General features: G+C 62.0%; 23 protein-coding genes. 5 read left to right on the top strand and 18 right to left on the bottom strand.

Annotation, left to right across the window (positions count from 1 at the left end; all coding sequences use genetic code 11):
* Positions 1-3: 3 nt before the first annotated feature.
* Both K3555_RS13990 and K3555_RS13995 read left to right on the top strand, forming a co-directional pair.
* The gene (locus tag K3555_RS13990) at positions 4-1,137 is read left to right on the top strand and encodes a polysaccharide biosynthesis/export family protein (RefSeq protein ID WP_259986183.1); all 1,134 of its coding nucleotides are present in this window, start codon (positions 4-6) and stop codon (positions 1,135-1,137) included.
* 6 nt (positions 1,138-1,143) lie between these two features.
* Positions 1,144-3,156, top strand: coding sequence for a capsular polysaccharide biosynthesis protein (locus K3555_RS13995; protein WP_260005767.1), 2,013 nt, complete (start codon positions 1,144-1,146; stop codon positions 3,154-3,156).
* Between the two features lie 181 nt (positions 3,157-3,337).
* Here the strand turns inward: K3555_RS13995 and ribD are convergent, their stop codons facing one another.
* From ribD to K3555_RS14080, 17 genes are all read right to left on the bottom strand, one after another.
* Positions 3,338-4,414: a bifunctional diaminohydroxyphosphoribosylaminopyrimidine deaminase/5-amino-6-(5-phosphoribosylamino)uracil reductase RibD gene (gene ribD, locus K3555_RS14000; protein ID WP_260008540.1), complete on the bottom strand. Its 1,077-nt coding sequence runs from the start codon at positions 4,412-4,414 to the stop codon at positions 3,338-3,340.
* 20 nt (positions 4,415-4,434) lie between these two features.
* Positions 4,435-4,902: a transcriptional regulator NrdR gene (gene nrdR / locus K3555_RS14005; protein ID WP_027259687.1), complete on the bottom strand. Its 468-nt coding sequence runs from the start codon at positions 4,900-4,902 to the stop codon at positions 4,435-4,437.
* Positions 4,903-5,024: 122 nt separating this feature from the next.
* Positions 5,025-5,441 (bottom strand): secondary thiamine-phosphate synthase enzyme YjbQ, encoded by a 417-nt coding sequence (locus K3555_RS14010; RefSeq protein ID WP_260005774.1) that lies wholly within the window; start codon positions 5,439-5,441, stop codon positions 5,025-5,027.
* 60 nt (positions 5,442-5,501) lie between these two features.
* The gene (locus K3555_RS14015) at positions 5,502-5,927 is read right to left on the bottom strand and encodes a hypothetical protein (RefSeq protein WP_260005775.1); all 426 of its coding nucleotides are present in this window, start codon (positions 5,925-5,927) and stop codon (positions 5,502-5,504) included.
* Between the two features lie 886 nt (positions 5,928-6,813).
* A complete protein-coding gene (locus K3555_RS14020) occupies positions 6,814-7,215 on the bottom strand; it encodes a hypothetical protein (RefSeq protein WP_260005777.1) in 402 nt (133 codons plus the stop codon).
* Between the two features lie 106 nt (positions 7,216-7,321).
* A complete protein-coding gene (locus K3555_RS14025; protein ID WP_260005779.1) occupies positions 7,322-7,618 on the bottom strand; it encodes a hypothetical protein in 297 nt (98 codons plus the stop codon).
* Between the two features lie 85 nt (positions 7,619-7,703).
* A complete protein-coding gene (locus K3555_RS14030) occupies positions 7,704-8,249 on the bottom strand; it encodes a DUF4166 domain-containing protein (protein WP_259986208.1) in 546 nt (181 codons plus the stop codon).
* Entirely contained in the window at positions 8,246-8,695 is a 450-nt protein-coding gene (locus tag K3555_RS14035; RefSeq protein ID WP_260005780.1) for a thiol-disulfide oxidoreductase DCC family protein, read from the bottom strand. Before K3555_RS14035 ends, K3555_RS14030 begins: the two co-directional genes overlap by 4 nt.
* A complete protein-coding gene (locus tag K3555_RS14040) occupies positions 8,696-9,181 on the bottom strand; it encodes a hypothetical protein (RefSeq protein ID WP_259994219.1) in 486 nt (161 codons plus the stop codon). It lies immediately after the preceding gene.
* Between the two features lie 62 nt (positions 9,182-9,243).
* Entirely contained in the window at positions 9,244-11,229 is a 1,986-nt protein-coding gene (gene rpoD, locus K3555_RS14045) for an RNA polymerase sigma factor RpoD (protein ID WP_129371578.1), read from the bottom strand.
* A gap of 134 nt (positions 11,230-11,363) precedes the next feature.
* Positions 11,364-13,361: a DNA primase gene (gene dnaG, locus K3555_RS14050; protein ID WP_260005781.1), complete on the bottom strand. Its 1,998-nt coding sequence runs from the start codon at positions 13,359-13,361 to the stop codon at positions 11,364-11,366.
* 1 nt (position 13,362) lies between these two features.
* Positions 13,363-13,701 (bottom strand): hypothetical protein, encoded by a 339-nt coding sequence (locus K3555_RS14055; RefSeq protein ID WP_260005782.1) that lies wholly within the window; start codon positions 13,699-13,701, stop codon positions 13,363-13,365.
* 37 nt (positions 13,702-13,738) lie between these two features.
* Positions 13,739-14,284, bottom strand: a complete 546-nt coding sequence (locus K3555_RS14060; protein ID WP_260005783.1) for a sarcosine oxidase subunit gamma — start codon at positions 14,282-14,284, stop codon at positions 13,739-13,741.
* Positions 14,277-17,222: a sarcosine oxidase subunit alpha family protein gene (locus tag K3555_RS14065; protein ID WP_260005784.1), complete on the bottom strand. Its 2,946-nt coding sequence runs from the start codon at positions 17,220-17,222 to the stop codon at positions 14,277-14,279. Before K3555_RS14065 ends, K3555_RS14060 begins: the two co-directional genes overlap by 8 nt.
* Positions 17,219-17,488, bottom strand: coding sequence for a sarcosine oxidase subunit delta (locus K3555_RS14070; protein WP_260005785.1), 270 nt, complete (start codon positions 17,486-17,488; stop codon positions 17,219-17,221). Before K3555_RS14070 ends, K3555_RS14065 begins: the two co-directional genes overlap by 4 nt.
* A 66-nt stretch (positions 17,489-17,554) precedes the next feature.
* On the bottom strand, positions 17,555-18,808 hold the full coding sequence (locus K3555_RS14075) for a sarcosine oxidase subunit beta family protein (RefSeq protein ID WP_260005787.1): 1,254 nt from the start codon (positions 18,806-18,808) through the stop codon (positions 17,555-17,557).
* 271 nt (positions 18,809-19,079) lie between these two features.
* The gene (locus K3555_RS14080) at positions 19,080-20,510 is read right to left on the bottom strand and encodes a Glu/Leu/Phe/Val dehydrogenase (RefSeq protein ID WP_260005788.1); all 1,431 of its coding nucleotides are present in this window, start codon (positions 20,508-20,510) and stop codon (positions 19,080-19,082) included.
* 384 nt (positions 20,511-20,894) lie between these two features.
* Here K3555_RS14080 and K3555_RS14085 point away from each other — a divergent pair, with 384 nt between their 5' ends.
* The 3 genes from K3555_RS14085 to K3555_RS14095 are packed head-to-tail and all read left to right on the top strand — an operon-like array spanning position 20,895 to position 23,689.
* Positions 20,895-22,526, top strand: coding sequence for a pilus assembly protein TadG-related protein (locus K3555_RS14085; RefSeq protein ID WP_260005790.1), 1,632 nt, complete (start codon positions 20,895-20,897; stop codon positions 22,524-22,526).
* Positions 22,523-23,059: a TadE/TadG family type IV pilus assembly protein gene (locus tag K3555_RS14090; protein ID WP_129371587.1), complete on the top strand. Its 537-nt coding sequence runs from the start codon at positions 22,523-22,525 to the stop codon at positions 23,057-23,059. The genes K3555_RS14085 and K3555_RS14090 overlap by 4 nt, the downstream gene beginning before the upstream one ends.
* Before the next feature lie 3 nt (positions 23,060-23,062).
* A complete protein-coding gene (locus K3555_RS14095) occupies positions 23,063-23,689 on the top strand; it encodes a pilus assembly protein (RefSeq protein WP_260005792.1) in 627 nt (208 codons plus the stop codon).
* A gap of 15 nt (positions 23,690-23,704) precedes the next feature.
* Here K3555_RS14095 and K3555_RS14100 read toward each other — a convergent pair whose 3' ends face one another.
* The gene (locus tag K3555_RS14100) at positions 23,705-24,178 is read right to left on the bottom strand and encodes a hypothetical protein (protein WP_260005794.1); all 474 of its coding nucleotides are present in this window, start codon (positions 24,176-24,178) and stop codon (positions 23,705-23,707) included.
* Positions 24,179-24,195: the final 17 nt, after the last annotated feature.

Here is a 24,195-nt window from a genome sequence, read left to right on the forward strand (position 1 = left end):
GCAGTGAAATCCGTTCCCCTTCGCTGGGCGCGTCCGGTGGCGATGCTGGCAGCATTGGCCCTTGCGGCCTCCTGCGGGCTGCCCAAGGTCGGCCCCAACAAGCGCCAGATCTTTGCCGGTTCCGTGCAGCGGGAAGGCGATGCCTTCATCGTCTCCGTCAACGACCGCGTTGCCCGTGCCACCGCCGTGGTGCCGGCCCTTGGCTTTTCCTCCGGCTTTACGTCTGCCGGCCGGCTGACCTCGGACACTATCCGTCCTGGCGACGTGCTGGGCCTGACGGTCTGGGAAAACGTGGATGACGGGCTGCTGGCCGCCGAGGCCACTAACTCCACCGTGCTGGAAGAGGTCCAGGTCGACAGCGCCGGCTATATCTTTGTGCCCTACGCGGGCCGCCTGCGCGCCTCCGGCAACACACCGGACCAGCTGCGCGAGACCATCACCAAAAAGCTTGAAGACCAGACCCCCGACCCGCAGGTGCAGGTGCGCCGTCTGGCCGGGGACGGCGCCACCGTCAGCCTGACGGGCGCCGTGGGCGGCCAGGGTGTCTATCCGATTGAACGCCCCACCCGCACCCTGTCGTCCATGCTGGCCCAGGCGGGCGGCGTGACGATCCAGCCGGAAATTGCCCAGGTTACCGTGATCCGCGGCCAGGAAAAGGGCAAGATCTGGTTCCAGGACCTGTTCGACCACCCGGAGCTGGATGTGGCCCTGCGCGGCGGCGACCGCATTCTGGTTGAGGAGGACACCCGCTCCTTCACCGCCCTGGGGGCGACCTCGGCACAGGCGCGGGTGCCGTTTGAAAGCCAGGACCTGTCGGCGCTGGAAGCCATTGCACAGGTTGGCGGGCTGATTTCCACCGCCTCTGATCCAACCGGCGTCTTTGTGCTGCGCAATGAGCCGGCCGAGATCGCCAACCAGGTGCTGGGCCGCGACGATCTGATCGGCGCACAGCGTCTGGTCTATGTGCTGAACCTGACCCAGCCGAACGGGCTGTTTGTCGCCCGCGATTTCGTGATCCGCGACGATGATACGCTTTATGTCACCGAAGCGCCGTACACCCAATGGACCAAGACCATTTCGCTGCTGGTGACACCAGTGGGGTCGCTGTCAAGCGTTTCCAGCGCCGTAGGCGGTTAAACCGCCATGCGTCAGAGCGCTGGCCAGCACAAAGCCGGGAGCATTGCGTCCCGGCTTTTTGTTTACAATGGCGGCTTTCTGACCCAGCGCCGGGTGCGGCGGATCCTGCAGCTTTGCGGTTATGGCATCCGGCTGGGACTGCCGCAGGCCGAAGATCTGGTTGGCATCTGGGGCGCCTCGCCCACAGCGCACCGGGGCCTTGCAGTCGCCGAACAGCGCGGCTGCGGATTGTTGCGGGTCGAGGATGCCTTTCTGCGCTCGCTCCACCCCGGCCGCGCAGGCGAACCGCCGGCCGGATTGCTGCTGGACCGCTCGGGCGTGCATTTTGATGCGGCGCAGCCCTCGGAGCTGGAACAGCTGCTGGCCAGCCATCCGCTGGATGATGCACATCTGATGCGCCGGGCACGGGATGCGATTACCCGGCTCAAGAACGCGCATCTCAGCAAATACAACGCCTTTGATCCTGCGGCGGCGGTGCCGGACCCGGGCTATGTGCTGGTTGCGGACCAGGCACGCGACGATGCCTCGGTCACTGCATCGCGCGGCGACCGGGCGCGGTTTCTGGAAATGCTCGCCTTTGCCCAGGAGGAGCACCCGGGCGCGCGGGTGCTGATCAAGACACATCCAGAAACATTGAGCGGCTACCGGGCGGGGTATTATGATGCGCAGGACGCTCAGGGGCGGGTTGCGCTGTTCACGGGAAGCGTGTCGCCCTGGGCGCTGCTGGAAGGCGCCGTGGGCGTCTACACGGTATCGTCGCAACTCGGGTTCGAGGCGATCCTGGCAGGTCACAAGCCGAGGGTCTTCGGCCAGCCGTTTTACGCGGGCTGGGGGTTGAGCATTGACGACGCCCCGCCCCCCCGCAGGCAGCGGCGGCTGACACGGGCGCAGCTGTTTGCCGCAGCGATGATCCTCTATCCAAAGTGGTACGACCCGTTCCGGGATGAATTGTGCGGGTTGGAGACAGTGCTGGACAACCTGGAGGCACGGGTGCGGGCCTGGCGGGACGACCATCCCGGCTGGGCGGCTTCTGGTATGCGGATGTGGAAGCGCAAGCCGCTGCAGAAATTCTTTGGCGCCGGGACACGGGTGCTGTTCACCGAAGACCCGGCCAAGGCACAAGCCAGCGGACGCAAGCGGATGGTCTGGGCCGGCAAGGCGGATGCGGCGCATGACGGTGCTGTGCGGGTGGAGGACGGCTTTCTGCGCTCCCGCGGGCTGGGGGCGGAACTGGTGCCGCCGCTGTCGCTGGTGGCTGACCGTCAAGGGATCTACTATGACCCGCGCCAGCCCTCGGATCTGGACACGCTGATTGCCCGCAGGGTTGAGATGACCCAGGCCGAGGCGTTGCGGGCCGAGCATCTGGTGCGGTCGCTGGTCCAGGACGGGGTGTCGAAATACAATCTTGGCGGCACCGCCCCTGCCCTGCCCCAAGGCCACCGGATCCTGGTGCCGGGCCAGGTGGAGGATGACGCTTCAATCCTGTGCGGAGCCGGAGCGGTGAAGACTAACCTGGATCTGCTGCACGCGGTGCGGCAGGCCAACCCGGGCGCGGTGATTGTCTACAAGCCGCATCCGGATGTGGAGGCAGGCCTGCGCAAAGGCCAGGTTGCAGCAGAGGGGCTGGCGGATGCGGTTGCCTCCCATGCGGACCCCATGGCCCTGCTGGCTGAAGTGCAAGAGGTCTGGACGATGACCTCCCTTCTGGGGTTCGAAGCGCTGCTGCGCGGGGTACCGGTGACAACACTGGGAACACCGTTTTATGCAGGCTGGGGTCTGACTGCCGATCTGGCTCCGGCGCCAGCCTGGCGGCAAGCCCGTGTCACGCTTCTGGGCCTCGCCCATGCGGCGCTGATCGACTACCCGCGCTACTTCGACCCGGTGACCGCACAGCCCTGTCCGGTGGAGGTTGCAGTGATGCGTCTGCGCCAAGGGCATCTGCCGCATCCGGGGCTAAGCAACCGGCTGCTGTCCAAGCTGCAGGGGCTGTTTACCACCTACGTCCATCTCTGGCGTTGAACGGCGGCCAGCTGATCGGGAGCCCTCCCGCGCCCGCAGGACATCCTGGCTGACGCCAGCCCGCCCTTGGCGGCCTTGGGCGTGGCCCGGCGCGCAGCGCCGGGCTACGCCCAACGGAAGCGGAGCATGAAACATGCTCCAGTGACGGGCGGGAGAGCCTGCTCTGCACGGAAAAGGATGATCAGCGCAGCGCGCGGGTCCAGCGGTGCAGGATGTCCTTGCCGAGGGGGCGGGTTTCAACCAGCTCAAACCGCGGCGCTTCCTCCAGCCGGCCGATGCCAAGCGCACCGATCGACGGCAGACCCTCGGCCCCGATCCCCAGACCAGCAGTGAAGCCGATCAGCTCATCCACCAGATCAAATGCCAAAAGCGATGCCGCCAGCGCGCTGCCGCCTTCACAGAACACCCGTGTCAGACCCGCCTGCCCCAGCTGCTGCAGCACATCCGCCGCGTCCAGCTGTACCCCGTGCGACGCACAGGGGATCAGATTGGCACCCAGCCCTTCCCAGGCCTGAATGCGTTCATGATCAGCGCCGTGGCCATGGCAAAGCCAGACCGGCACGTCCTTGGCGGTGCGGGCCAGCTGACCCATCAGCGGCAAGTCCAGATGGCGCGAGATCACCACCCGCACAGGCTGGTGCTCCACCCCCAGATCGCACACGGTCAGCGAGGGATCATCAGCCCGCGCAGTCCCGCCGCCGACCATCACCGCGTCATGGCGCGCGCGCATCGCGTGCACGGCGCGACGGGCCTCCGGTCCGGTGATCCATTTGCTTTGGCCCGATCCGGTGGCGATGCGCCCGTCGAAACTGGCGGCCAGCTTCAGGGTCACCAGCGGGCGGCCCTGCTCAGTCTTCAGGAAGAACCCAGCATGATCCCGCGCTGCCTGTGCCCCCCATATTCCGGTGGCCACCTCGATGCCCGCATTGCGCAGCATCTGAAATCCGTGCCCCGACACCCGCGGATCGCTGTCCTCGATCGCGGCAACAACCCGCGCCACACCGGCGTCAATAAGCGCCTGCGCACAGGGCGGTGTTTCGCCGTGATGGGCGCAAGGTTCCAGCGTCACATAAGCCGTGGCACCGCGTGCGGCCCCGCCGGCTTGCACCAGTGCTTCGGTTTCTGCATGGGGGCGGCCGCCCGGCCTGGTCCAGCCGCGGCCCACCACGCGGCCGCCCTGCACGATAACACAGCCCACTGCCGGGTTGGGCCAGCAGTTGCCCTGCCCGCGCCGTCCCAGGGACAGCGCCAGCGCCATGAAACGGTGATCAGCGTCCATTATTCTTCCGGTGCAACTGGCGGGCGCAGCTCGTGAACAAAATCCTCGAAATCATCTGCCGCCTGGAAATTCTTGTAAACGCTGGCAAAGCGCACGTATGCCACGGTGTCGATCCGGGCCAGTGCCTCCATCACGATCTCGCCGATTTTCTTCGAGCCGATATCGGTCTCGCCCATGCTTTCGAGCCGCCGCACGATGCCCGAGATCATCTGATCAATGCGCTCCGGCTCAATCGGGCGTTTTTGCATCGAGATGCGGATCGAGCGTTCCAGCTTGTCGCGGTCGAAATCCTCGCGCTTGCCGCTGGTTTTGATCACCACAAGATCGCGCAGCTGCACCCGTTCGTAGGTGGTGAAACGGCCGCCGCAAGCCGGGCAGAACCGGCGCCGCCGGATCGAAACATGATCTTCGGCGGGGCGTGAATCCTTGACCTGAGTGTCGATATTTCCGCAAAATGGGCAGCGCATCCGCCTGCTCCCTCAATCCTGTCAGCCTATTGTTTGTGCCGGTGTTTGCCCGGTTATCCACAACTATAGGCTACCCTCCAGAATTTGGGTAGTGGTGATTTATGGCCGCTAGATAAAGAGGTTCAGGCCAGATGCGCGGCCACATGCCGCTGGTGCGGATGATCGCGGTGTTCAAACAGGTAGATCCCCTGCCAGGTGCCCAGCACCGGTGCACCGCGGCTGACAGGGACCGACAGGCTGACCGGCATCATCGCCGCTTTGATATGGGCGGGCATGTCGTCCGGCCCCTCATAGGTGTGGCGCAGATAAACCATTGCGGGATCGGAGGAAGGCGGCACCAGGCGCGAAAAGAAGGCCCGAAGGTCGGTCTGCACCTCGGGGTCGGCATTTTCCTGGATCAGCAGCGAACAGGAGGTATGGCGGACAAACAGGGTCAGCAGCCCATCCTGCAGGCCGGACCCGGAAACCCAGGCCTTCACGTCACCGGTGAACTCATAAAGGCCCTGCCCGCGCGTCGGAATAGTGAACTCATACTGCATAAATCATTTGTGGCGGAACCCGGTCCGGCTGGCAACCGCCACGGCCGGCGAAGGCGGACGCTAAGGCAACCAGCGGTCCCGGCCGGGCAGCCGGTCATAACAATAGGTTTGTGCAGCCGTCACATGCAGATTGTCACCTGCCTCGCGCACATTCAGCGACAGGCTGGAGGAGCGGTCCGGAACACCAGGCGGCAGGCCAAAGGCAAATTGCACCGCCTTGCGCCCTGGCCGGTTGACCGAAGGCCCGACCCCGCGCCAGACATAGATGCGCTGGTTCACCGGCGCCCGCAGCTGGCGGATCGCAAAATCACCGATACCGCACCAATAATCCTGTGCGCCGGTCCCGACCCGGGCCACCACTTCCCAGACGCCTTCGGACACTGGCAGCACCTCATGGCGGTTGATTGCCCGCCAGGCAGCGCTTGCTTCAGGCAATAGGAGAAGCGCCCCGGCCAGACCGGCAATGGCTGCAATGCATTTGGTCATCTAATTCTCCTTGTTTCAACAGCCGCCAGATATCAAGCAGGCCCTGGCTCAGGGTCGCCCCGGCAGCCTGTCGCAATAGCCAAAAGCCCGCTGCACACTCATGCTTTGGCCGGCCTTCAGGCTATTGATATTGCCACGGCTTGCCGCCGGCGCCAAACCCGCATTCAGGGTGAATTGAACCGCTGATACGCGGTTTGTTGTCTCGCTTGCCCCCAACCCGCGGGTGATAAACAGATCCGCCTTCCACGGCGCTCCTAGGTTCCGCTGGGCATGATCTGCTGCAGCACACCAGAAGAATGCACCGGCTGAGATTTTCGGCACCACCTCAAAGACATCTTGCGATACTGCATTGATATGCGCCGCCCTGCGGTCATTCCAGGCCGCGGCCGGCTCTGGCAGAAAAAACGGCAGAGCGATGGCGAGAGACAGGACAGATATCCAGATTTTCATGTCGGACCCCTTTCAGTTATTGTGCGCCGCCCGGCAACCAGGCAGATACCGAAAAGTGTAAGGAGAATTGAAACACAAGCGACTCACACTGCTGTGCGGTCACTGTGGCAAGTCACGCCCCGGCTCTTTCACACCGTTCTCAAGGCCATCGGCATTTGAAAAAACTCCGCTTTGTCAGTTCCTTAACTACAGCACGACAGGGACAAGCATGAGCTGCGATTCCACCTGAAACGTTACTTCGGCGCAAACGCAACTGGGGTTCTATCCGGGCAGCAGCTCACGCTCGATGACACTGTATTGCGAAGGATGCTGCAGAAGAACTGGTCATCCATTGCTACAAGAGGATTGCGCAGCTACTGGAGCGACCGGCACCAGTAGACAGCCAATTGTCATCATACAACGTCACATCCGCGCAAGTTCAAATGCTTCGAATCCATTACAACGCCGGTTCATTCACGCAATAGCCGTATCCCTGCTGCACCGACATGCTTTCCCCGGGACGAAAACCCAGCGACAGCCAACCTGTTTTGGGTTCGACACCGCTCCGTTTCGGGTAGAGCGTGAACTGCACCGAGGACCGGCGCCCGGTGGTGACGCTGACATCCCGGCCCCGCACCACGTAAAACCGGTCCATCCAGCCAGCGCCCAGCTCGCGGCGGGCGTACTCGGCAGCTGCGCACCAGTAATCCCAGGTGCCGCCGGAGCCGCGCGGCACCACCTCATAGACCGTGTCATTGACCGGCAGCACCCGCACGCCGCGGTTAGTGGTAAAGGGATCCGCAGCTGCGGGAATGGAAGAAAGACAAGCCAGGATGGCAGCGCAAAGGAGGTTTTTCATTCGGAAATATCCCTGTGTTCGCTTCAACATAGGGATTTGCCGCAGCGGCTCCAATAGACCGGCGGCACCTTTGCAACCACCTCTCGCAGATGTGTGAACGCCCGGCTTAGGCGCGGGACGGGAACGGAATGATCTCTGCACTGTCCCGTTGATGGCTCAGCACGCCTTCCAGAATGGCAAGCGCTGCAGCATTCGGCACGGTGCCAGTGTCCGGGTGGAACTTTTCGCGCGCCTGCCGGCGCAGCATATCCTTGGTCGCGGCACCATCCATTTGCTTAAGCGCATCCCCCTGATCCGCCAAAGCCTCGACCATGAACTGGTTGGCCGTCACCAGATCATTCAACGATTGAAGCTTTGCAGTCAGCGCCAGCAGTGCCGTGTTCATATTGGTATGTGCAGACATTTTCTTCCCCCCGGAAGGCCAATGGGCAACAGCATCGATTTTAAAGGCCGAAGCCGCGCCGGGCAATGACAGGGTTAGCAAATGGTTAACGTCTGAGATCCAGCTCCGGCAGCACCAGAAACCCGCTGTAGCGCACCAGCAAGCCGATGCGCGGCAGGCTGGCAGAGATGTCAAATCCCAAGTGCCCCTCCGGTGTTTCAAATTCGGTAGCGGCGCTTTGCGGGCAAAGAGCTTGGGGCAGCGGCAGGCCGAACAGCCGAGCCCTCTCCACCGAGACCACCATTGCGCCTTGCTGAGCCGAGACGGCCAGGTCCAGTTCGACCAAGCCGAAGCGTTCCACTGCTCTGCCTGTTTGCGGATCATACCGCAAATGCGAGCGGGTCAGGAATTTTCCGAAACTGCGCCGCCAGATATGGCCCTTGCCCTGCGGGGCGACATCCAGCCGGAACCGGGTTTCGGCCATTGGCGGCGGAAAGCCTGCAAGCGCCGCCAGCAGCCGCGCCCAGCGGCTGCCGCCCTCAACCTTGACCATGCCGTGGCTGCGTTGCGGCGGCTGCGCATGGAACCGCAGCAGGGCCGGCGGCACCTCCAGGTCTTGTGCCGCGATGATGTCGCCAAAGGCATCCCTCATGGCTCAAAGCCTCCGTCGGCAAACCGGGCGCGAACCTCAGGGCCAGGGATCAGGCACGTATCAAAGCGGCCGAACAGCCGGTACCGGTTGCGGGCGATACTGAAGTACAGCGCATCCTTCAGCCGCCCCGGCAGGAACCGGCAGAAAGACAAGGCCGGCCAGGGCCCGGGCAGCGCCCGCATTGCGGCGGCAAAGGCATCCAGCCGCTGATAGGTGCGGCCATTGACGATCACCAGATTGGTCTCGAAATTATACGTCGGCAGGCCATGCTGGCGGTAGAGCTGCTGCCCCAGCGGCGACTGCGCGGTGGCAAAGGAGAACCGCCCCGCCCGGTCATGGCGCAGCATGAAGCGGAAGAAGCCCGAGCACAGCACGCATTCGCCGTCGAAGACGATGAGGTCTTTGCCTGCCGCCGCAGCCGCAGCCCTGTCCTGCAGCCCAGGCACTTAACGCCAGCTCTGGGTTTCAGGCGAATAGATTTGGCCGGCCGCCTCTTTGGCTTCAAACAAAGGCAATGAATAGCCGGAAGCCGAAACACTGCCGGTATCACATTGCCTGCTGGCGACCTGCTGACCATCCTTATCGACAATGATGCCGCCGCTCATCGGAGATTCTGCGCCGGGATCCTTCTTGATCGCGTAATGGGCCGTGTAAGAATACCCGCCGTTCTCAAAGGTGAACGCCTCCCAGATTGATTTCCCGATACCGGGCCAAGGCGTCATATCCACATCGCGCACATGGCGGGCCAGTGCCAGTTCCGGCTTCCTGTCAGATTCACCATACGCATAAGTCGCATGATCGCCCATCAGACACGTTTCCAGATAGCTTGCTCCGCCATTGAACGTGCAGGAAACAAGTATGGTTGAGCCATCAGGACAGGCATGAACAGCATTCGCCGCGAGCAGAAAACTACCGATCAAAAATGCGCGCATGAAACCTCCAATTAAAAAGGGCGTCCCCAAAGGGACGCCCTGAAACAATACCAGCCCAAATATTACTGATCCAGGAAGCTGCGCAGTTTGCGGCTGCGGCTGGGATGCTTCAGTTTCCGCAAGGCTTTCGCCTCGATCTGGCGGATCCGTTCGCGAGTCACGCTGAACTGCTGGCCGACTTCTTCCAGCGTGTGGTCGGTGTTCATGCCGATGCCGAACCGCATCCGCAGCACCCGTTCCTCGCGCGGGGTGAGCGACGCCAGAACACGGGTGGTGGTTTCCTTGAGGTTTTCCTGAATGGCGCTGTCCAAGGGCAGCACGGCATTCTTGTCCTCGATGAAATCCCCCAGCTGGCTGTCTTCCTCGTCCCCGATCGGGGTTTCAAGGCTGATCGGCTCCTTGGCGATCTTCATCACCTTGCGGACCTTCTCAAGCGGCATCTGCAGCTTTTCAGCCAGCTCTTCCGGGGTCGGCTCACGGCCGATCTCATGCAGCATCTGGCGGCCGGTGCGGACCAGCTTGTTGATGGTCTCGATCATGTGGACCGGGATCCGGATGGTGCGGGCCTGATCCGCGATCGAGCGGGTGATGGCCTGACGGATCCACCAGGTCGCATAGGTCGAGAATTTGTAGCCGCGGCGGTATTCGAACTTGTCCACCGCCTTCATCAGGCCGATGTTGCCTTCCTGGATCAGGTCCAGGAACTGCAGACCGCGGTTGGTGTATTTCTTGGCAATCGAGATCACCAGGCGCAGGTTCGCCTCGACCATTTCCTTCTTGGCCTGGCGGGCTTCTTTTTCGCCTTTTTGAACCTGCTGCACAATGCGGCGGAATTCCGAGATATCCAGACCGACATACTGGCCGACCTGGGCCATGTCGGCGCGCAGTTCTTCGACCTTGTCGGTCGAGCGTTCGATGAACATCTGCCAGCCGCGGCCGGGCTTGCCGCCCATGTCGGCCAGCCAGTTCGGGTCCAGCTCGCGGCCGCGGTAGGCATCGATGAACTCGCGGCGGTTGATGCGGGCCTGGTCGGCCAGCTTGACCATCGCGCTGTCAATCTGCATCACCCGGCGGTTAATGCCGTAAAGCTGGTCGATCAGCGCCTCGATCCGGTTGTTGTGCAGATGCAGCCCATTCACCAGCTCAACGATTTCCGAACGCAGCGCCTGATAGGTCGCCTCGTCCTGAGTGCTGAAAGAGCCGTCCTCGTTCAGGGTCGCCGAGATCCGGCTGTCCTGCATTTCGGACAGCTGCGCAAAGTCGGTCGAGATCCGCTCCAGCGTGACCAGAACCCGGTCCTTGAGCGCGGCCTCCATCGCGGCCAGCGACATGTTGGCCTGTTCGTCCTCGTCATCGTCATCATCGCTGGCAATCGGGTTGCCGTCGGCGTCCAGCTCGGGACCTTCGTCTTTGACCGGCTTGGCCGCGGCCACAGCAGATGTATCGACAACCGGCGCTTCCTCCTCGCCGTCTTCGTCCAACTGATTGCCAAAGGTGGCCTCCAGGTCGATGACGTCGCGCAGCAGGATGTCCTCGGACAGAAGTTCGTCGTGCCAGATGGTGATCGCCTGGAAGGTCAGCGGGCTTTCGCACAGCCCCAGGATCATCGTATTGCGGCCGGCTTCGATCCGCTTGGCGATGGCAATCTCGCCTTCGCGGCTCAGCAGCTCAACCGAGCCCATCTCGCGCAGGTACATGCGCACCGGATCATCGGTGCGGTCCAGCTTTTCAGCCTGGGCGCCGGCCAGCGCAACCTCGCGCGGGCCTTCGGTGGTCACAAGGTCGGTGGTGCCCTTGTTCTCTTCTTCTTCGGCCTCTTCGTCCTCGATGATGTTGATGCCCATTTCACTGAGCATCGACATCACGTCTTCGATCTGTTCCGAACTGACCTGATCCGGCGGCAGAACCTGATTGAGCTGATCGTAGGTGATGTAGCCTTTCTCGCGGGCCTCCGCGATCATCTTCTTGACCTGAGTCTGGCTCATGTCGAGTGAGATTTCGGCATCCTGATCGTCAGGTTTGCGGTCGTCGGTGTCTTTGGCGGCCATTCATTGCTCCTACTCAGGGGCTGCGGGGCGATTCGGGTCGCGCGAATCATTAGCGCGATTCTCTGATTCGTCACCCCGTTTACCCAATTTTCCTGTGCTCTTCCTTAGCAAAACGCAGAATCAGGCAATCTGTGTCATTTACCGGAAAAGCCGATCCGATCCAAAAGGGCGCCGAATGCGTCGCGCTCATCCCGGCTGACCCGCGCGCCGTTCTCGCCCACATCATACTGCGCCTGGTCCTCATTCTCGCTGCGCACTGCCTTGTTCTTGGCCTCGGCTGCCTGCCGCAACCGCCAGGTCAGCGCCTCATCTGCAAGACCGTCCAGATCCTCTTCGGCCTCTGCCAGTTCCGCGTCCAGCCCGCGCCGTGCCTCAAGTTTTGCCAGTTCCTCGGCCAGGGTCATGCTGGCCAGTTCGGTGTCGCCGGGTTTGCGCAGGCAGGGGGTGATTGCGACATGGCGAAGCCCAAAGAGGTTTTCAAGGGCATGAGGCCCCAAAGACCAGTCGATTTCCTCGCGCAGACGCTCCGGCGCGCCGATGCCAAAGCGCAGCACCATATCCCGCAGCACCGCCAGATCCGGGTCGGCGCATTGCAGGCGCTCAAGGCTGGTTTCGAATTCGGGGATCACAGCCGGGGTGGTGATTGCCGTGGCCAGGATCACCGCTTCGCGCATGGCGGCAAAAAATTCGTCTTCGGCACCTGCCACCAGCGAGGCACGGGTGGTTGCCCGCGGCTGCGGGATCGGGCCAAAGCCTTTGCCGGGTTTCCACGGCGGACGGCTGCCATCGCGAAAACCGCCGCTGCGGGACCCGCGCTGCTGGAAACCGCCCTCGCCGCCGTTGCGGTTGCTGCGAAACAGCTGCCAGCGCATCTCCTTGACGTCTTCGCCGTAATGCTTGCGGATCGACGGGTCGCGGATCAGCTTGATCTTCTCGCGCAAGGATTTGTCGAGCGACGCCTTGCGTTCGGGACTGTCGAAGACTTTGCCCTCGGTCTCGCGCTGCCACAGCAGCTTAACCATCGGCATCGCCTGATCCAGCACCGCCTGCACTGCATCCGGGCCTTTACTGCGGATCAGATCGTCGGGATCCTTGCCCTCGGGCATGATGGCAAAGCGCAGGGACTTGCCGGCCTCCAGCAAGGGCAGCGCCAGATCAATCAGCCGCATGGCAGCACGGATGCCTGCGGTGTCGCCGTCCAGCGCGATGATCGGCTCATCCGACATCCGCCACAGCATCTGCAGCTGGTTTTCGGTGATCGCAGTGCCCAGCGGCGCCACGCAGGATTGAAACCCGCCTTCGGCCAGCGCAATCACATCCATATAGCCTTCGGCCACAACCAGCGTGGAACCTCGCCCCGAGGCCGCCCGCGCAGGTCCGTGATTGTACAGGCTGCGGCCCTTGTCGAACAGCTCGGTCTCGGGCGAGTTCAGGTATTTGGCATTGTCATTCGGGTCCATCGCCCGGCCGCCAAAGGCAATTGCGCGGCCGCGCGCGTCGCGGATCGGGAACATGATCCGGTTGCGGAAGGTGTCATAAGGTTTGCCGCCCTTGTTCGACGGCTTGGCCAGCCCGGCGCCGATGATCAGGTCTTCGGGCACGTTTTTGCCGCGCAGCCCGTCCCACAAGGCTTGCCAGCCATCAGGGGCAAAGCCGATTTCCCAGCGGTCCAGCGCCGGCGACGTCAGCCCGCGGCGCTGCAGGTAAGCACGGGCGTCATGAGCGCCGTTGGTCTTGAGTTGCAGGCGGAAGAACTGCACCGCCTGCTCCATCACTTCGGCCAGCAGCGTCCGGCGGTCCTGTTTTTCCTGCGCGCGCGGGTCGCGCTTGGGCATTTCCATGCCCGCCTCTTGCGCCAGGATCTCCACCGCCTCCATGAAACCGACGTTCTCGGTCTCCTGGATGAACTTCAGCGCGTCGCCTTTGGCATGGCAGCCAAAGCAGTAATAGAACCCCTTGCGGTCCTCGACATGGAAAGACGCGGTTTTCTCGTGATGAAAGGGGCACGGGCTCCAATAGTCACCCTTGCCCGGCTGCGACTTGCGCTGATCCCACATGACCTTGCGCCCGACAACATCAGAGATACTGACTCGGGTGCGCAATTCATCCAGAAAGCCGGGCGGCAGGGACATATCAGTTCGACTTCAGCTGTTTCTGCATCGCCCGGATCTGATCCCAGTTCTGCAGGCACTGTTCCTCGAAGGCCGCACCAAGATCAACGTCGCGCAGATCGCGCCGTTTCATCGCATAGACATGGTTCGTCAGCTGCGGGATCGCCTTGGAATAGGTCTCAGGCCAGTCCGGTTCGCTGTCCAGTACTGCCTGCTCCACCTCTTCCTGTTTCACCCGGTCCAGCCGCGCCTGCTGCACCGCGGCCATGACCTGGCCCTGGTACTTGCAGCTTTGTTCTTTAGTTTCAGAAGCATAGGCCGGAGCCGCCAATAAGGCGGCTGCAAGGGCAATGCGGATCATAGATGCGCTCCGGGAATCAGTTGGTGATCCCCAAAGGTTACCCCCGCGCCGCGACAGCTTCCATCGCTGTTTTCAAATCATGCACAAGCGTTTTCGCCATCGAGCGGAACACCATGATCTGAAACGCCTGCGGGCCGGTGCGGGTCACAGACGCCATCATGTGCTTCAGCTCGGCCCGCACGGTATGGCCGCGCTTGAACACCTGGTTCCGCAGATCCACCGGCACCAGCCGCGCCAGCACGTCCTCGGCGCCCGCGCCCTCCAGCCGCACCACGGCCCAGGCGTCGCTCTGATCTGTCAGCGCGGCGTGCACGGCCAGCTTGGCATCCGGCGCAGGCCCTATCAGCAATGCCATATCCCGCCCGAACCAGACCGCACGGCTGCCCGCCTTGCCCGTCGACCGGTTCGGCGCCGGAAAGGCCATGCCATGGGCCGTTTCCAGCGCTTTGCTCAGCGCCACCTGCTGGCCCTTGAACGGGGCCACGGTCCACATCGCACCCGGGTGTTCCTCGGTCAGGCTCATGCCGCCGATGGTTGCGGGCACCAACCCCTCGCAGGGGCTTTTTGCTATCAGTTCAGCCACGGGCACGCCCTCCTTCGGGGTCAAAGAACACAGGCGGCACAACCTCGCACAGGGTATCAACGCCGCGCATGTGGTCAACCAGACGCACGGTTTCGCCGATCCGGTCGGGGCCTTCCTTCAGGAACGCCAGGCCGACCGGATGCCCCAAGGTCGGCGAATAACCGGCCGAGGTCACATAGCCCTGATCGTAGATCCGCTCGACCGGGTCGCCCGGTGTGAACAGATGCGCGCCGGCTGTGATCTCCTTGGCCGCGCCAACCGGTTTCAGGCCCACAAGGCGCATCCGGTCCTCGGCCATCAGCCCCTCACGGGTGGACATCGGCTTGCCCAGGAAGTCCTTTTTCTTGGACATCATCCCCTGCAGGCCCAAATCAAAGGCGGTCACTGTGCCATTGATCTCGGCATGGGTGATCAGCCCCTTCTCAATCCGCAGCACGTTCAGCGCTTCCATCCCATAGGCACCGCCGCCCAGGGCCTCGGCCCGCTTCAGCAGCTCGCGGAACAGCGCCTCGCCATAGCGCGCAGGCACGGCCACCTCATAGGCGTGTTCGCCCGAGAAGGAGATCCGGAACAGCCGTCCCTTGACGCCCAGCACGGTCGCCTCGCCGCAGCCCATGAAGGGCCAGGTTTCGCCGTTCACGTCTTCGTCCAAGAGGCCATCCAGCAGCTCCTGCGACTTCGGCCCGGCCACGGCAAACTGCGCCCATTGCTCGGTCACCGAGGTAAAGCGCACGTCCCAATCGGGGTGCAACACTTGGCTGACAAACTCCATATGCGCCATCACCTGCCCTGCCGCAGCGGTGGTGGTGGTCATGACATAATGGTTCTCGCCCAGCCGCGCGGTGGTGCCGTCGTCCATGACAAAGCCATCTTCGCGCAGCATCAGCCCATAGCGGACCTTGCCCACCTTCAGCGTGCTGAAGGTGTTGGCATAAAGATGATCCAGGAACTTGCCCGCATCGGCGCCCTGAATGTCGATCTTGCCCAGGGTGGAGACATCGCAGATGCCTACCGCATTGCGCACGCACGTCACTTCACGGTCGCAGGACTGGCGCCAATTGGTCTCCCCCGGTTTCGGGTAATAGGCGGCGCGGTACCACAGCCCGACCTCCAGCTGATGCGCACCGCGGGTGTCGCTTTCGGCGTGCGAGGTCAGGAAGCGCTGCGGCTTGAAACCTTCATCCGTAGCCCCTGCCCCAATGGCGCCAATCGCCACCGGCACAAACGGCGGCCGAAACGTGGTGGTGCCGGTCTCGGGGATCGTCCGCCCCGTGGCATCCGCCAGCACCGCCAGCGCGGCAACGTTTGAGTTCTTGCCCTGATCCGTCGCCATGCCTTGGGTGGTATAGCGCTTCATATGCTCGACAGAGCGGAAGTTCTCAACCGCTGCCTGCTTCACATCCTTGACCGTTACGTCATTCTGAAAGTCGAGCCAGGCGCGGCCCTTGCCCGGCACAGCCCAGAGCGCCGCAATACGGTAAGGATCATCCTCGGCATCCGGCAGATCAGCGGCAGCGGGTTTCAGGCCCAGCGCCTCCAGCACCTTGCCCGCAGCATCCGCCCCTTCGCGCAGCGCGCCTGCGGTGGAGAACGTGCCATTGCAAGCGCCCGCCGTGACCATGCCCGGCACGGCCCCCTCGGCAGGCACAAAGGCCAGCACATCGCGTTTCCACACCGGGCGGCTGTTCAAATGGCAGGTCAGATGCACCGAAGGGTTCCAGCCGCCGGACATCGCCAGGCAATCGGTCTGGATCTTCTCCTCGCCCTTGACCGAGCGCACAGTGATACTGTCCACCCGATGCCGTCCGGCGGAACCGCAAACCTGCGCGCCCTTGATCACCTGATAAGGGCCGCTGTCCGGCGCCTCATGCCGGCTGTCGATAACTGCAGCAATATGCACGCCAGCCTCTGCCAAATCGCGCGCTGTCCGGTGCGCCTGATCGTTGTTGGCAAAGACGGTGACCCGCTCCCCCGGCGCCACGCCCCAGCGGTTCAGATAGGCGCGCACGGCGCCCGCCATCATGATACCAGGCCGGTCATTATTTCGGAACGCGACCGGACGCTCGATCGCACCTGCCGCCAGCACCGCGTGTTTGGCCGCGATCCGCCAAAAGCATTCGCGCGGCAGATGGCTGCCCTTCAGCGAATGCCGCCGCGGCAAGTGATGCGAGACCCGCTCCAGCGCGCCATAAGTGCCCTGATCATAGGCACCAGTGACAGCGGTGCGGGTCATCAGCCGCACATTGTCCATCGCCTCAAGCTCAGCCAGCACGTCCGCGGCCCATTCATGGCCCGGCTTGCCGCCGACGTCTTCGCGTTCCGCCAAAAGACGCCCGCCTATGCGGCTGTCTTCTTCTGCCAGAATCACATCGGCCCCGGCCCGGCCTGCGGTCAACGCCGCCATCAGCCCGGCAGGACCGGACCCGATCACCAGCACATCGCAAAAGGCAAAGGCTTTCTCATACCGGTCCTGATCCGCCTCGCCCGACAGCGCACCAAGCCCTGCCGCTTTGCGGATCAGCGGCTCATAGAGCTTTTCCCAGAATGCAGCCGGCCACATGAAGGTCTTGTAATAGAACCCCGCAGTAAAGAACGGCGCCGCCAGATCGTTCACCGCCATCACATCGCGTTCGACCGAGGGCCAGCAGTTCTGGCTGCGCGCCTCCAGCCCCTCATAGATCTCCTGCTGGGTGGCACGGACGTTCGGATCCTGCTGGCCGCCGACGCCGGTGGTCACCAGCGCATTCGGCTCCTCGCTGCCCGCGGTCAGTACCCCGCGCGGACGGTGGTATTTGAACGATCGCGCCATCAGATGCACATCATTGGCCAGCAAGGCAGCGGCCAGCGTGTCCCCTTCCAGCCCCATCAGGTGGCGGCCATTAAAAGAGAACGTAATCGGCTTCGCACCCTGGTTCAGCCCTTTTCCGGGAAGCCTCATGTCTTACCTCCCAGCCCGGCCTCGGACGCCAGCTGCACCGCCAGAATCTCATGGGTCGACGTATTGCGAGTGACCTTCAGCCAGGAATTGCAGCCCATCTCGTGATACCACAGCTCATCCAGCGGCCCCGCCGGGTTTTCGCGCAGGCTCACATAGGCGTGCCACGCATCCAGACCGGCGCCCTCAGCCGGGCGCACAACTGCTGCACCTTTATAATAGAATTCGCGGCGGTCCCTTTCGCCGCAGAGCGGACAGGCAATCCTCATGACCAGCGCCCTTTCATCTTTCTGAAAAAACTCCCGCCGGAGGCAAACCCGGCGCATTCAAAACGCTTAGTGCAAGTTATGCTGCGCACCGGTCCCCTCCTCATCCATCAAGCCGTGGCCGCTGCGGAAACGGTCCAGCTTCAGTTTGGTTGCTGCCCCATGCGGGCGGTCTGTGGCGATCAGATGGGCATAGACATGGCCCGACGCCGGCGTCGCCTTAAAGCCGCCGTAGCACCAGCCGCAATTCAGATAGAGGCCGTCAACCGGCGAATGATCGATGATGGGCGAACCATCCGGCGTCATATCCATAATGCCGCCCCAGCTGCGCAAGAGCCGCGCCTTGCTGACCGCCGGCACCATCGCCACAAAGCTTTCCATCGTGTGCTCCACCATCGGCAGGTTTCCCCGCGCCGCGTATGAGCTGTAGAAATCCAGGTAGCTGCCAAACACCAGCCCGCCCTTGTCCGACTGGCTGATATACAGATGCCCTTCGGCAAAGGTGATCACATGATCCACGATGGGTTTCAGCCCTTCGGAAACAAAGGCCTGCAGCACGTGGCTTTCAATCGGCAGGGTCAGACCCGCCATCGCCGCCACCTGGCCCGACCGACCGGCGGCGGCCAGCGCCACCTTTTTGGCCCGGATCGGTCCGCGGGCGGTCTGCACGCCCACAACCCTGCCGTTCTCCACGTCGATGCCGGTCACTTCGCAGTTCTGGATCAGATCCACCCCGCGCATATCGGCGCCGCGCGCATAGCCCCAGGCCACCGCGTCATGGCGCGCAGTACCCGCCCGGCGCTGCATCAGCCCGCCCATGATCGGGAAGCGGTTGCTGTCAAAATTCAGGAACGGCGCCATCTGACGCACCCGTTCGCGGCTCAGGATCTCAGCATCGTCACCCTGATTGATGATCGCGTTGCCCCGCCGCACCGCCGCATCGCGCTGACCGTCATTGTGGTACAGGTTGAGAATGCCGCGCTGCGACATCATCGCGTTGTAATTCAGGTCCTGCTCCATCCCCTCCCACAGTTTCAGCGAATGAGAGTAAAATTCGGAATTTCCCGGCAGGTAGTAGTTTGCCCGTACGATGGTGGTATTGCGCCCCACATTGCCGCCGCCGAGATAACCCTTTTCCAACACCGCTACATTGGTGATGCCGTGTTCTTTGGCCAGGTAGTAGGCGGTCGCCAGACCGTGGCCGCCGCCGCCGATGATCACCACGTCATATTCGGACTTGGGCGCGGGGTCGCGCCAATGCGGCGTCCAGCCCTTGTTTCCGGTGAGCCCCTCTTTGAGCACACGCCATCCCGAAAACCGCATGTCGTCCCTCCCCGTCAAATCACTTCCGATGCCCGGAAAAAAGGTGACCCGGACCTTGGCGGCATTGCTACCCGCTTTCGCCTGCTGCTCCTAGCCCCAAGGATCAATTTGCGGCAGTTCAGCCCGGCTTTGCTGCAAAACACACGAACTGATCACATGTGTCTAGTAATAATTGCGACAGGTCGTGACGTATTCCGGTTCACTTGCAAATAAAAACGGGGCGGAGAGTTTTCCCTCCGCCCCGGCCATAATCCAATTACCCGCTGCCTGGTCAGAGACCCTTGGCGTGATAGCTTTTGGCGACCTTGTCGATCGACACCAGATAGGCGGCAGTCCGAAGGTCGGTGACATCGTCCCGGCTATGCCAGACCTCACGCATCGACTGGTAGGCCACCCGCATGGTGTCATCGAGGCCCGAGCGCACCAGTTCCAGCTCACCCGCGCCCTTAAGGTACTTGTCCTTGAAATTCGGCGACATCGACCAGGTGCTCCCCATCACGTCGTCCAGGCGCTGCAGCTCGTCGATCACCAACTGGTGGCGCGCCTCTTCCTGGCGGCGCTGCATGCGTCCGAAACGGATGTGGGACAGGTTTTTCACCCACTCGAAGTAAGACACCGTCACACCGCCCGCATTGGCATACATGTCGGGAATGATCACGGTGCCTTTCTTGCGCAGAATGTCATCCGCACCGGCAGTCACCGGACCGTTTGCAGCCTCGATGATCAGCGGCGCCTTCACGCGTTCAGCATTGGACAGGTTGATCACCCCCTCCAGCGCGGCCGGGATCAGGATGTCACAGTCTTCCTCCAGCAGCAGCGCGCCGTCTTCCACATACTGGGCATCCGGGTAGCCAACCACGCCGCCATGCTTGACGATCCAATTGCGCACCGCCTCGACATCCAGGCCATCGGGGTTCGACAATCCGCCGTCCCGTTCGATGATGCCGGTGATCCGCGAACCATCTTCCTCGGACAGGAACTTGGCCGCGTGGTACCCCACGTTGCCAAGCCCCTGAACAATGATCCGCTTGCCATCAAGCTTGCCGGTGAGGCCGGCTGCCGCCTTGTCTTCCTCGTAACGGAAGAACTCCTGCAGCGCATATTGCACGCCGCGGCCCGTGGCCTCGACCCGGCCCGAGATGCCGCCGGCGTTCAGCGGCTTACCGGTGACACAGGCCTTGGCGTTGATGTCGGTGGTGTTCATGCGCGCATACTGGTCTGCAATCCACGCCATCTCGCGCTCGCCGGTGCCCATGTCGGGTGCAGGCACGTTCTGCGAGGGATGGATCAGGTCGCGCTTGGCCAGTTCATAGGCAAAGCGGCGGGTGATCAGTTCCAGCTCGTGTTCCTCATACTCGCGCGGATCAATGCAAAGCCCGCCTTTGGAACCGCCGAACGGCGCCTCCACCAGAGCGCATTTATAGGTCATCAGCGCCGCCAGCGCTTCGACCTCGTCCTGGTTGACACCGGTGGCATAACGGATGCCGCCCTTCACGGGCTCCATATGTTCGGAATGGACCGAGCGGTAGCCGGTGAACGTGTGCATGGCGCCGCGCAGGCGCACCCCGAACCGCACCGTATAGGTCGCATTGCAGACCCGGATCTTCTCCTCCAGCCCCGGCGGCAGATCCATCAGGGACACGGCCCGGTTAAACATCAGGTCCACGCTCTCGCGGAAGCTCGGCTCTGTGCGGCTGCTCATCTAAAATCTTCTCCGTGCTCAAACATCGACTCGATGCCGATGATGCCTTCACTCTATGCAGAGAAGATTAAGGAGTGCGACCTTTTTGACCATTCCCTGCCAAAAAGATTCGCATTTTTGCCAAAAGTTCACGATTCGCTGTTTGCCCAGAACCATTGTTCTGCAGACCGCGACAGCCCCGCAGGAAACCCGGCAATTGAAACCTCAAATCACTACAATCACATGTTTTTCGGCGCAAACCCGCCCCAATTCCGCCACGTTCGGCAGCCATTAATTATGTGTAAATTCCGCGTCTAGAGCCGGGCTGATCTGTTCAAGAACCGGCGGGGGGGTGTTTAAATGCATAGACGTCACAAGGGTCCCACAGCGCTGAGCAGCCCGCTCATGCAGCGCTTTCTGGCCGGCTCTAAGACCTACCTGCGGGAAGAAGATGGTGTTCTGGCCAAACCGATGATCGGTACTTTCCTGGCTATGGTTGCGGTGGGCGGAATTGGCGTGGACCTGATGCGGATGGAACGCGACCGCACCATGCTGCAGTACACGCTTGACCGGGCGGCACTGGCAGCGGCGGACCTGGATCAAGAGAAGTTACCTGATGCAGTCGTGCTGGACTATCTCTCGAAATCCGGTCTTCAGGAGTACTATCAAGCGCCCTGGTGGGAAGCCGGCTTGGGTTTCAAGAAAGTGCAGGCAACGATCGACACAACCTTTCCCACCCACATGCTGGGTTTCGCCGGTGTCGACGAAATGCCGCTCTATGCCACCTCCCGGGCTGAAGAGAGCATCGACGGTCTGGAGATTTCGCTGGTGCTGGACGTGTCCGGGTCTATGACCCGCAACAGCCGTCTGACCAACCTGCAAGCGGCAGCAAAGGATTTTATCGACACCATGGTGGCCAACACCACCGATGGAAAAATGTCGATCTCAATCGTGCCCTACGCCACGCAAGTGTCAGTCCCGGAAGACCTGATCGGCAAATACGCTTTGGACGAGTTGCACGACGATTCGTATTGCGTGAACTTTGATGGCTCGGATTTCAACACAACCAGCCTGTCCACCACCGCACCGCTGGAGCAAACGATGCATTTCTCGCCCTGGTCCAGCAATGACCGGCGCGATAACGGGGATTTGGTTCAATCCCCCGTCTGCGTTGCCGCTTCGGATAGCTCCCGGGCGATCCTTCCCTTTCAGAAGGATGCCACAGCTCTTAAAGCCTTCATCGATGGTCTTTGGGGTGGCGGCAACACCTCCATCGACATTGGGATGAAATGGGGCACGACCCTGCTGGACCCTTCAGCCCGGCCCGCGATAAACGCCCTGACCGCTGGTCCGGATGCGTCTGTTCCAAGTGACTTCTCAACCCGCCCCTCGGAATACACAGACTCGGATACCGTCAAAGTGATCGTGCTGATGACAGACGGCCAGAACACCTCGCAGTACTATGTCGAAAGCGACCATCGCGAGGGCGACTCCTACGTCTGGTATACGGAAACGAGTCCCGGCAGTGGTGTTTACTCAACACTCAGGCCATCGACCGGCAGCTATTACTGGCACAATGGCGGCGGCTGGCAGGACCATCCTTTCGGTGCCGGGAACGACACAGTCTGCACCAACTCTTATAATGGCTACTGTTATGGCTATACAACCGAAAGCGGCACGCCGGTCCGGCTCTCTTATACCGATTTGTTCGCGCAGACGCCGCTCAAATATCTGTACAAGTACATCTACGCCGACTGGATGGGCACGTCTTCCGCCCGCAGCGAGTGGTATTACGGCGTTTACGACTCCTACGGCAACTCGGAAAAGAACACCCGCACCCGCAGCATCTGCGAGGCGGCTAAGGATCAGGGCATCATCGTCTACACCATCGGCTTCGAGGCGCCCAGCAACGGGGTGGCGGTGCTGCAGGACTGCGCCAGCTCCGACTCCCACTATTTCGACGTGCAAGGTCTGGAGATCGCCGATGCCTTTTCCTCCATCGCAACCTCAATCCGCCAACTGAGGCTGACCCAATGATCCGCTGCATCACACAAAAACTGCGCCGTTTCAGGGCACATGACGATGGCAACGCTTCTGTTGAGTTCGCCATCGTCATCCCCGCCTTCCTACTGGCACTGATGTCGACCGTGGAGCTGGGGTTGATCAATCTGCGCCACTCGCAGCTGGAACGCGCCCTGGACCTAACTGTACGCGATATTCGCCTGAACACCGGCGCCAACAAGGACCACGCGCAAATCCGCGACGAAATCTGCGAACTTTCCGGGTTCATAGACGACTGCGCGTCATCTCTGAAGCTTGAAATGGTGCGAGCCGACCCGTTCAATTGGACAGGGATTGATCCAGATCCGGATTGCATCAACCGGATCGAAGAAGTGAACCCAGACGTAACCTTCGAACACGGGCAATCCAATGAGCTGATGCTGATCCGTGCCTGCATGAAGTTTAAGCCCATCCTGCCAACCTGGGGATTGGGACAAAGCCTATCCAAGGATGATGACGGCCGGATCAGCCTGACCGCCGCATCCGCTTTTGTTCAGGAACCGAGGTGAGCCATGCTGACTGCCCTGATACCGAAATTTTCCGGCCAAGCCCTGCCCCGCTATCTGCACATCTTCCGGTGCAGAACCGAGGGTAACGTATCGGTCGAATTCGCACTCTATGCCCCCCTGTTATTGGCCCTGTTTGCCTCCATCTACACGTTCTTTGACGCCTTCCGCCGCGACAGTGTCAATCTCAAAGCTGCTTACACCATCTCAGACCTGATCTCGCGCGAAACAACGGCGATCAACGACGACTATATCGACAGTATGTACGAAATGGCGCAACTCCTGATCCGGCAGGATTCGCAGCTTGGCCTTCGGGTATCAGTGGTGCGCTGGGACGAAGATGACGCCAAATACTATGTAGATTGGTCCGAAGTCCGCGGCACGTCCGATATCACATGGACTGACACCACCATCAACACTGTCGCCGGCAAACTTCCGGACATGCCGGATCAGGAACGGGTCATTCTGGTGGAGACTTTCAACGAGATGGAGCCTGCCTTCAATGTCGGCCTGCCGACGCTGAACCTGGACAATTTCATCTTCACCCGCCCGCGTTTTGCCCCGCTTGTCGTCTTCGAAGGCAGCGCCACCGGTTCCGGCAGCCACAATGATGGCGGTGAAAGTACCGACTGAGCCAGAAGCGCGGCCTTATTGGCCGCGCTGCGCCATCATCGCCGCCAGGATTTCCGACATCGCCTTGCCTTGCGATCCTGGCGTTACCCCGCCAATGCCGATCCGGCGGCCCGACCGCCACCACAGCCCGGGCATCCAGATCCTGGAGCCTTGCGCACCGGTCCGGATCAAAAAACCGTTGGACGGCTTAAAGGCAAAAAAGCCGCGGTCGATGGCTTTGATATCTTCAACCCTGGCAATCAGCTGGCCATTTGAACAGCGCAGCTCCTCTGCCGTCAGCTCAATCCGGTGCACGGTTGCCTGCCACATCCGCACGGCCAGCCACAGTGCCGCTGCGCCAACCGCCAGCAGAAACACCAGCCAAGCCGGAGACGGCGGCGCCGCGAAGGCGACATAAAGCAGCAGGCAGCCGGTCAATCCCAGCATCACCGTGCCCATGATCCGCCGTCCGCCGGAGGCTTCTATTGTGGCCAGGACCTCGTTGTTCATCCGCTGCTCCCCTTGCT

Source organism: Leisingera sp. M527, from assembly GCF_025141525.1.
Classification (GTDB): domain Bacteria; phylum Pseudomonadota; class Alphaproteobacteria; order Rhodobacterales; family Rhodobacteraceae; genus Leisingera.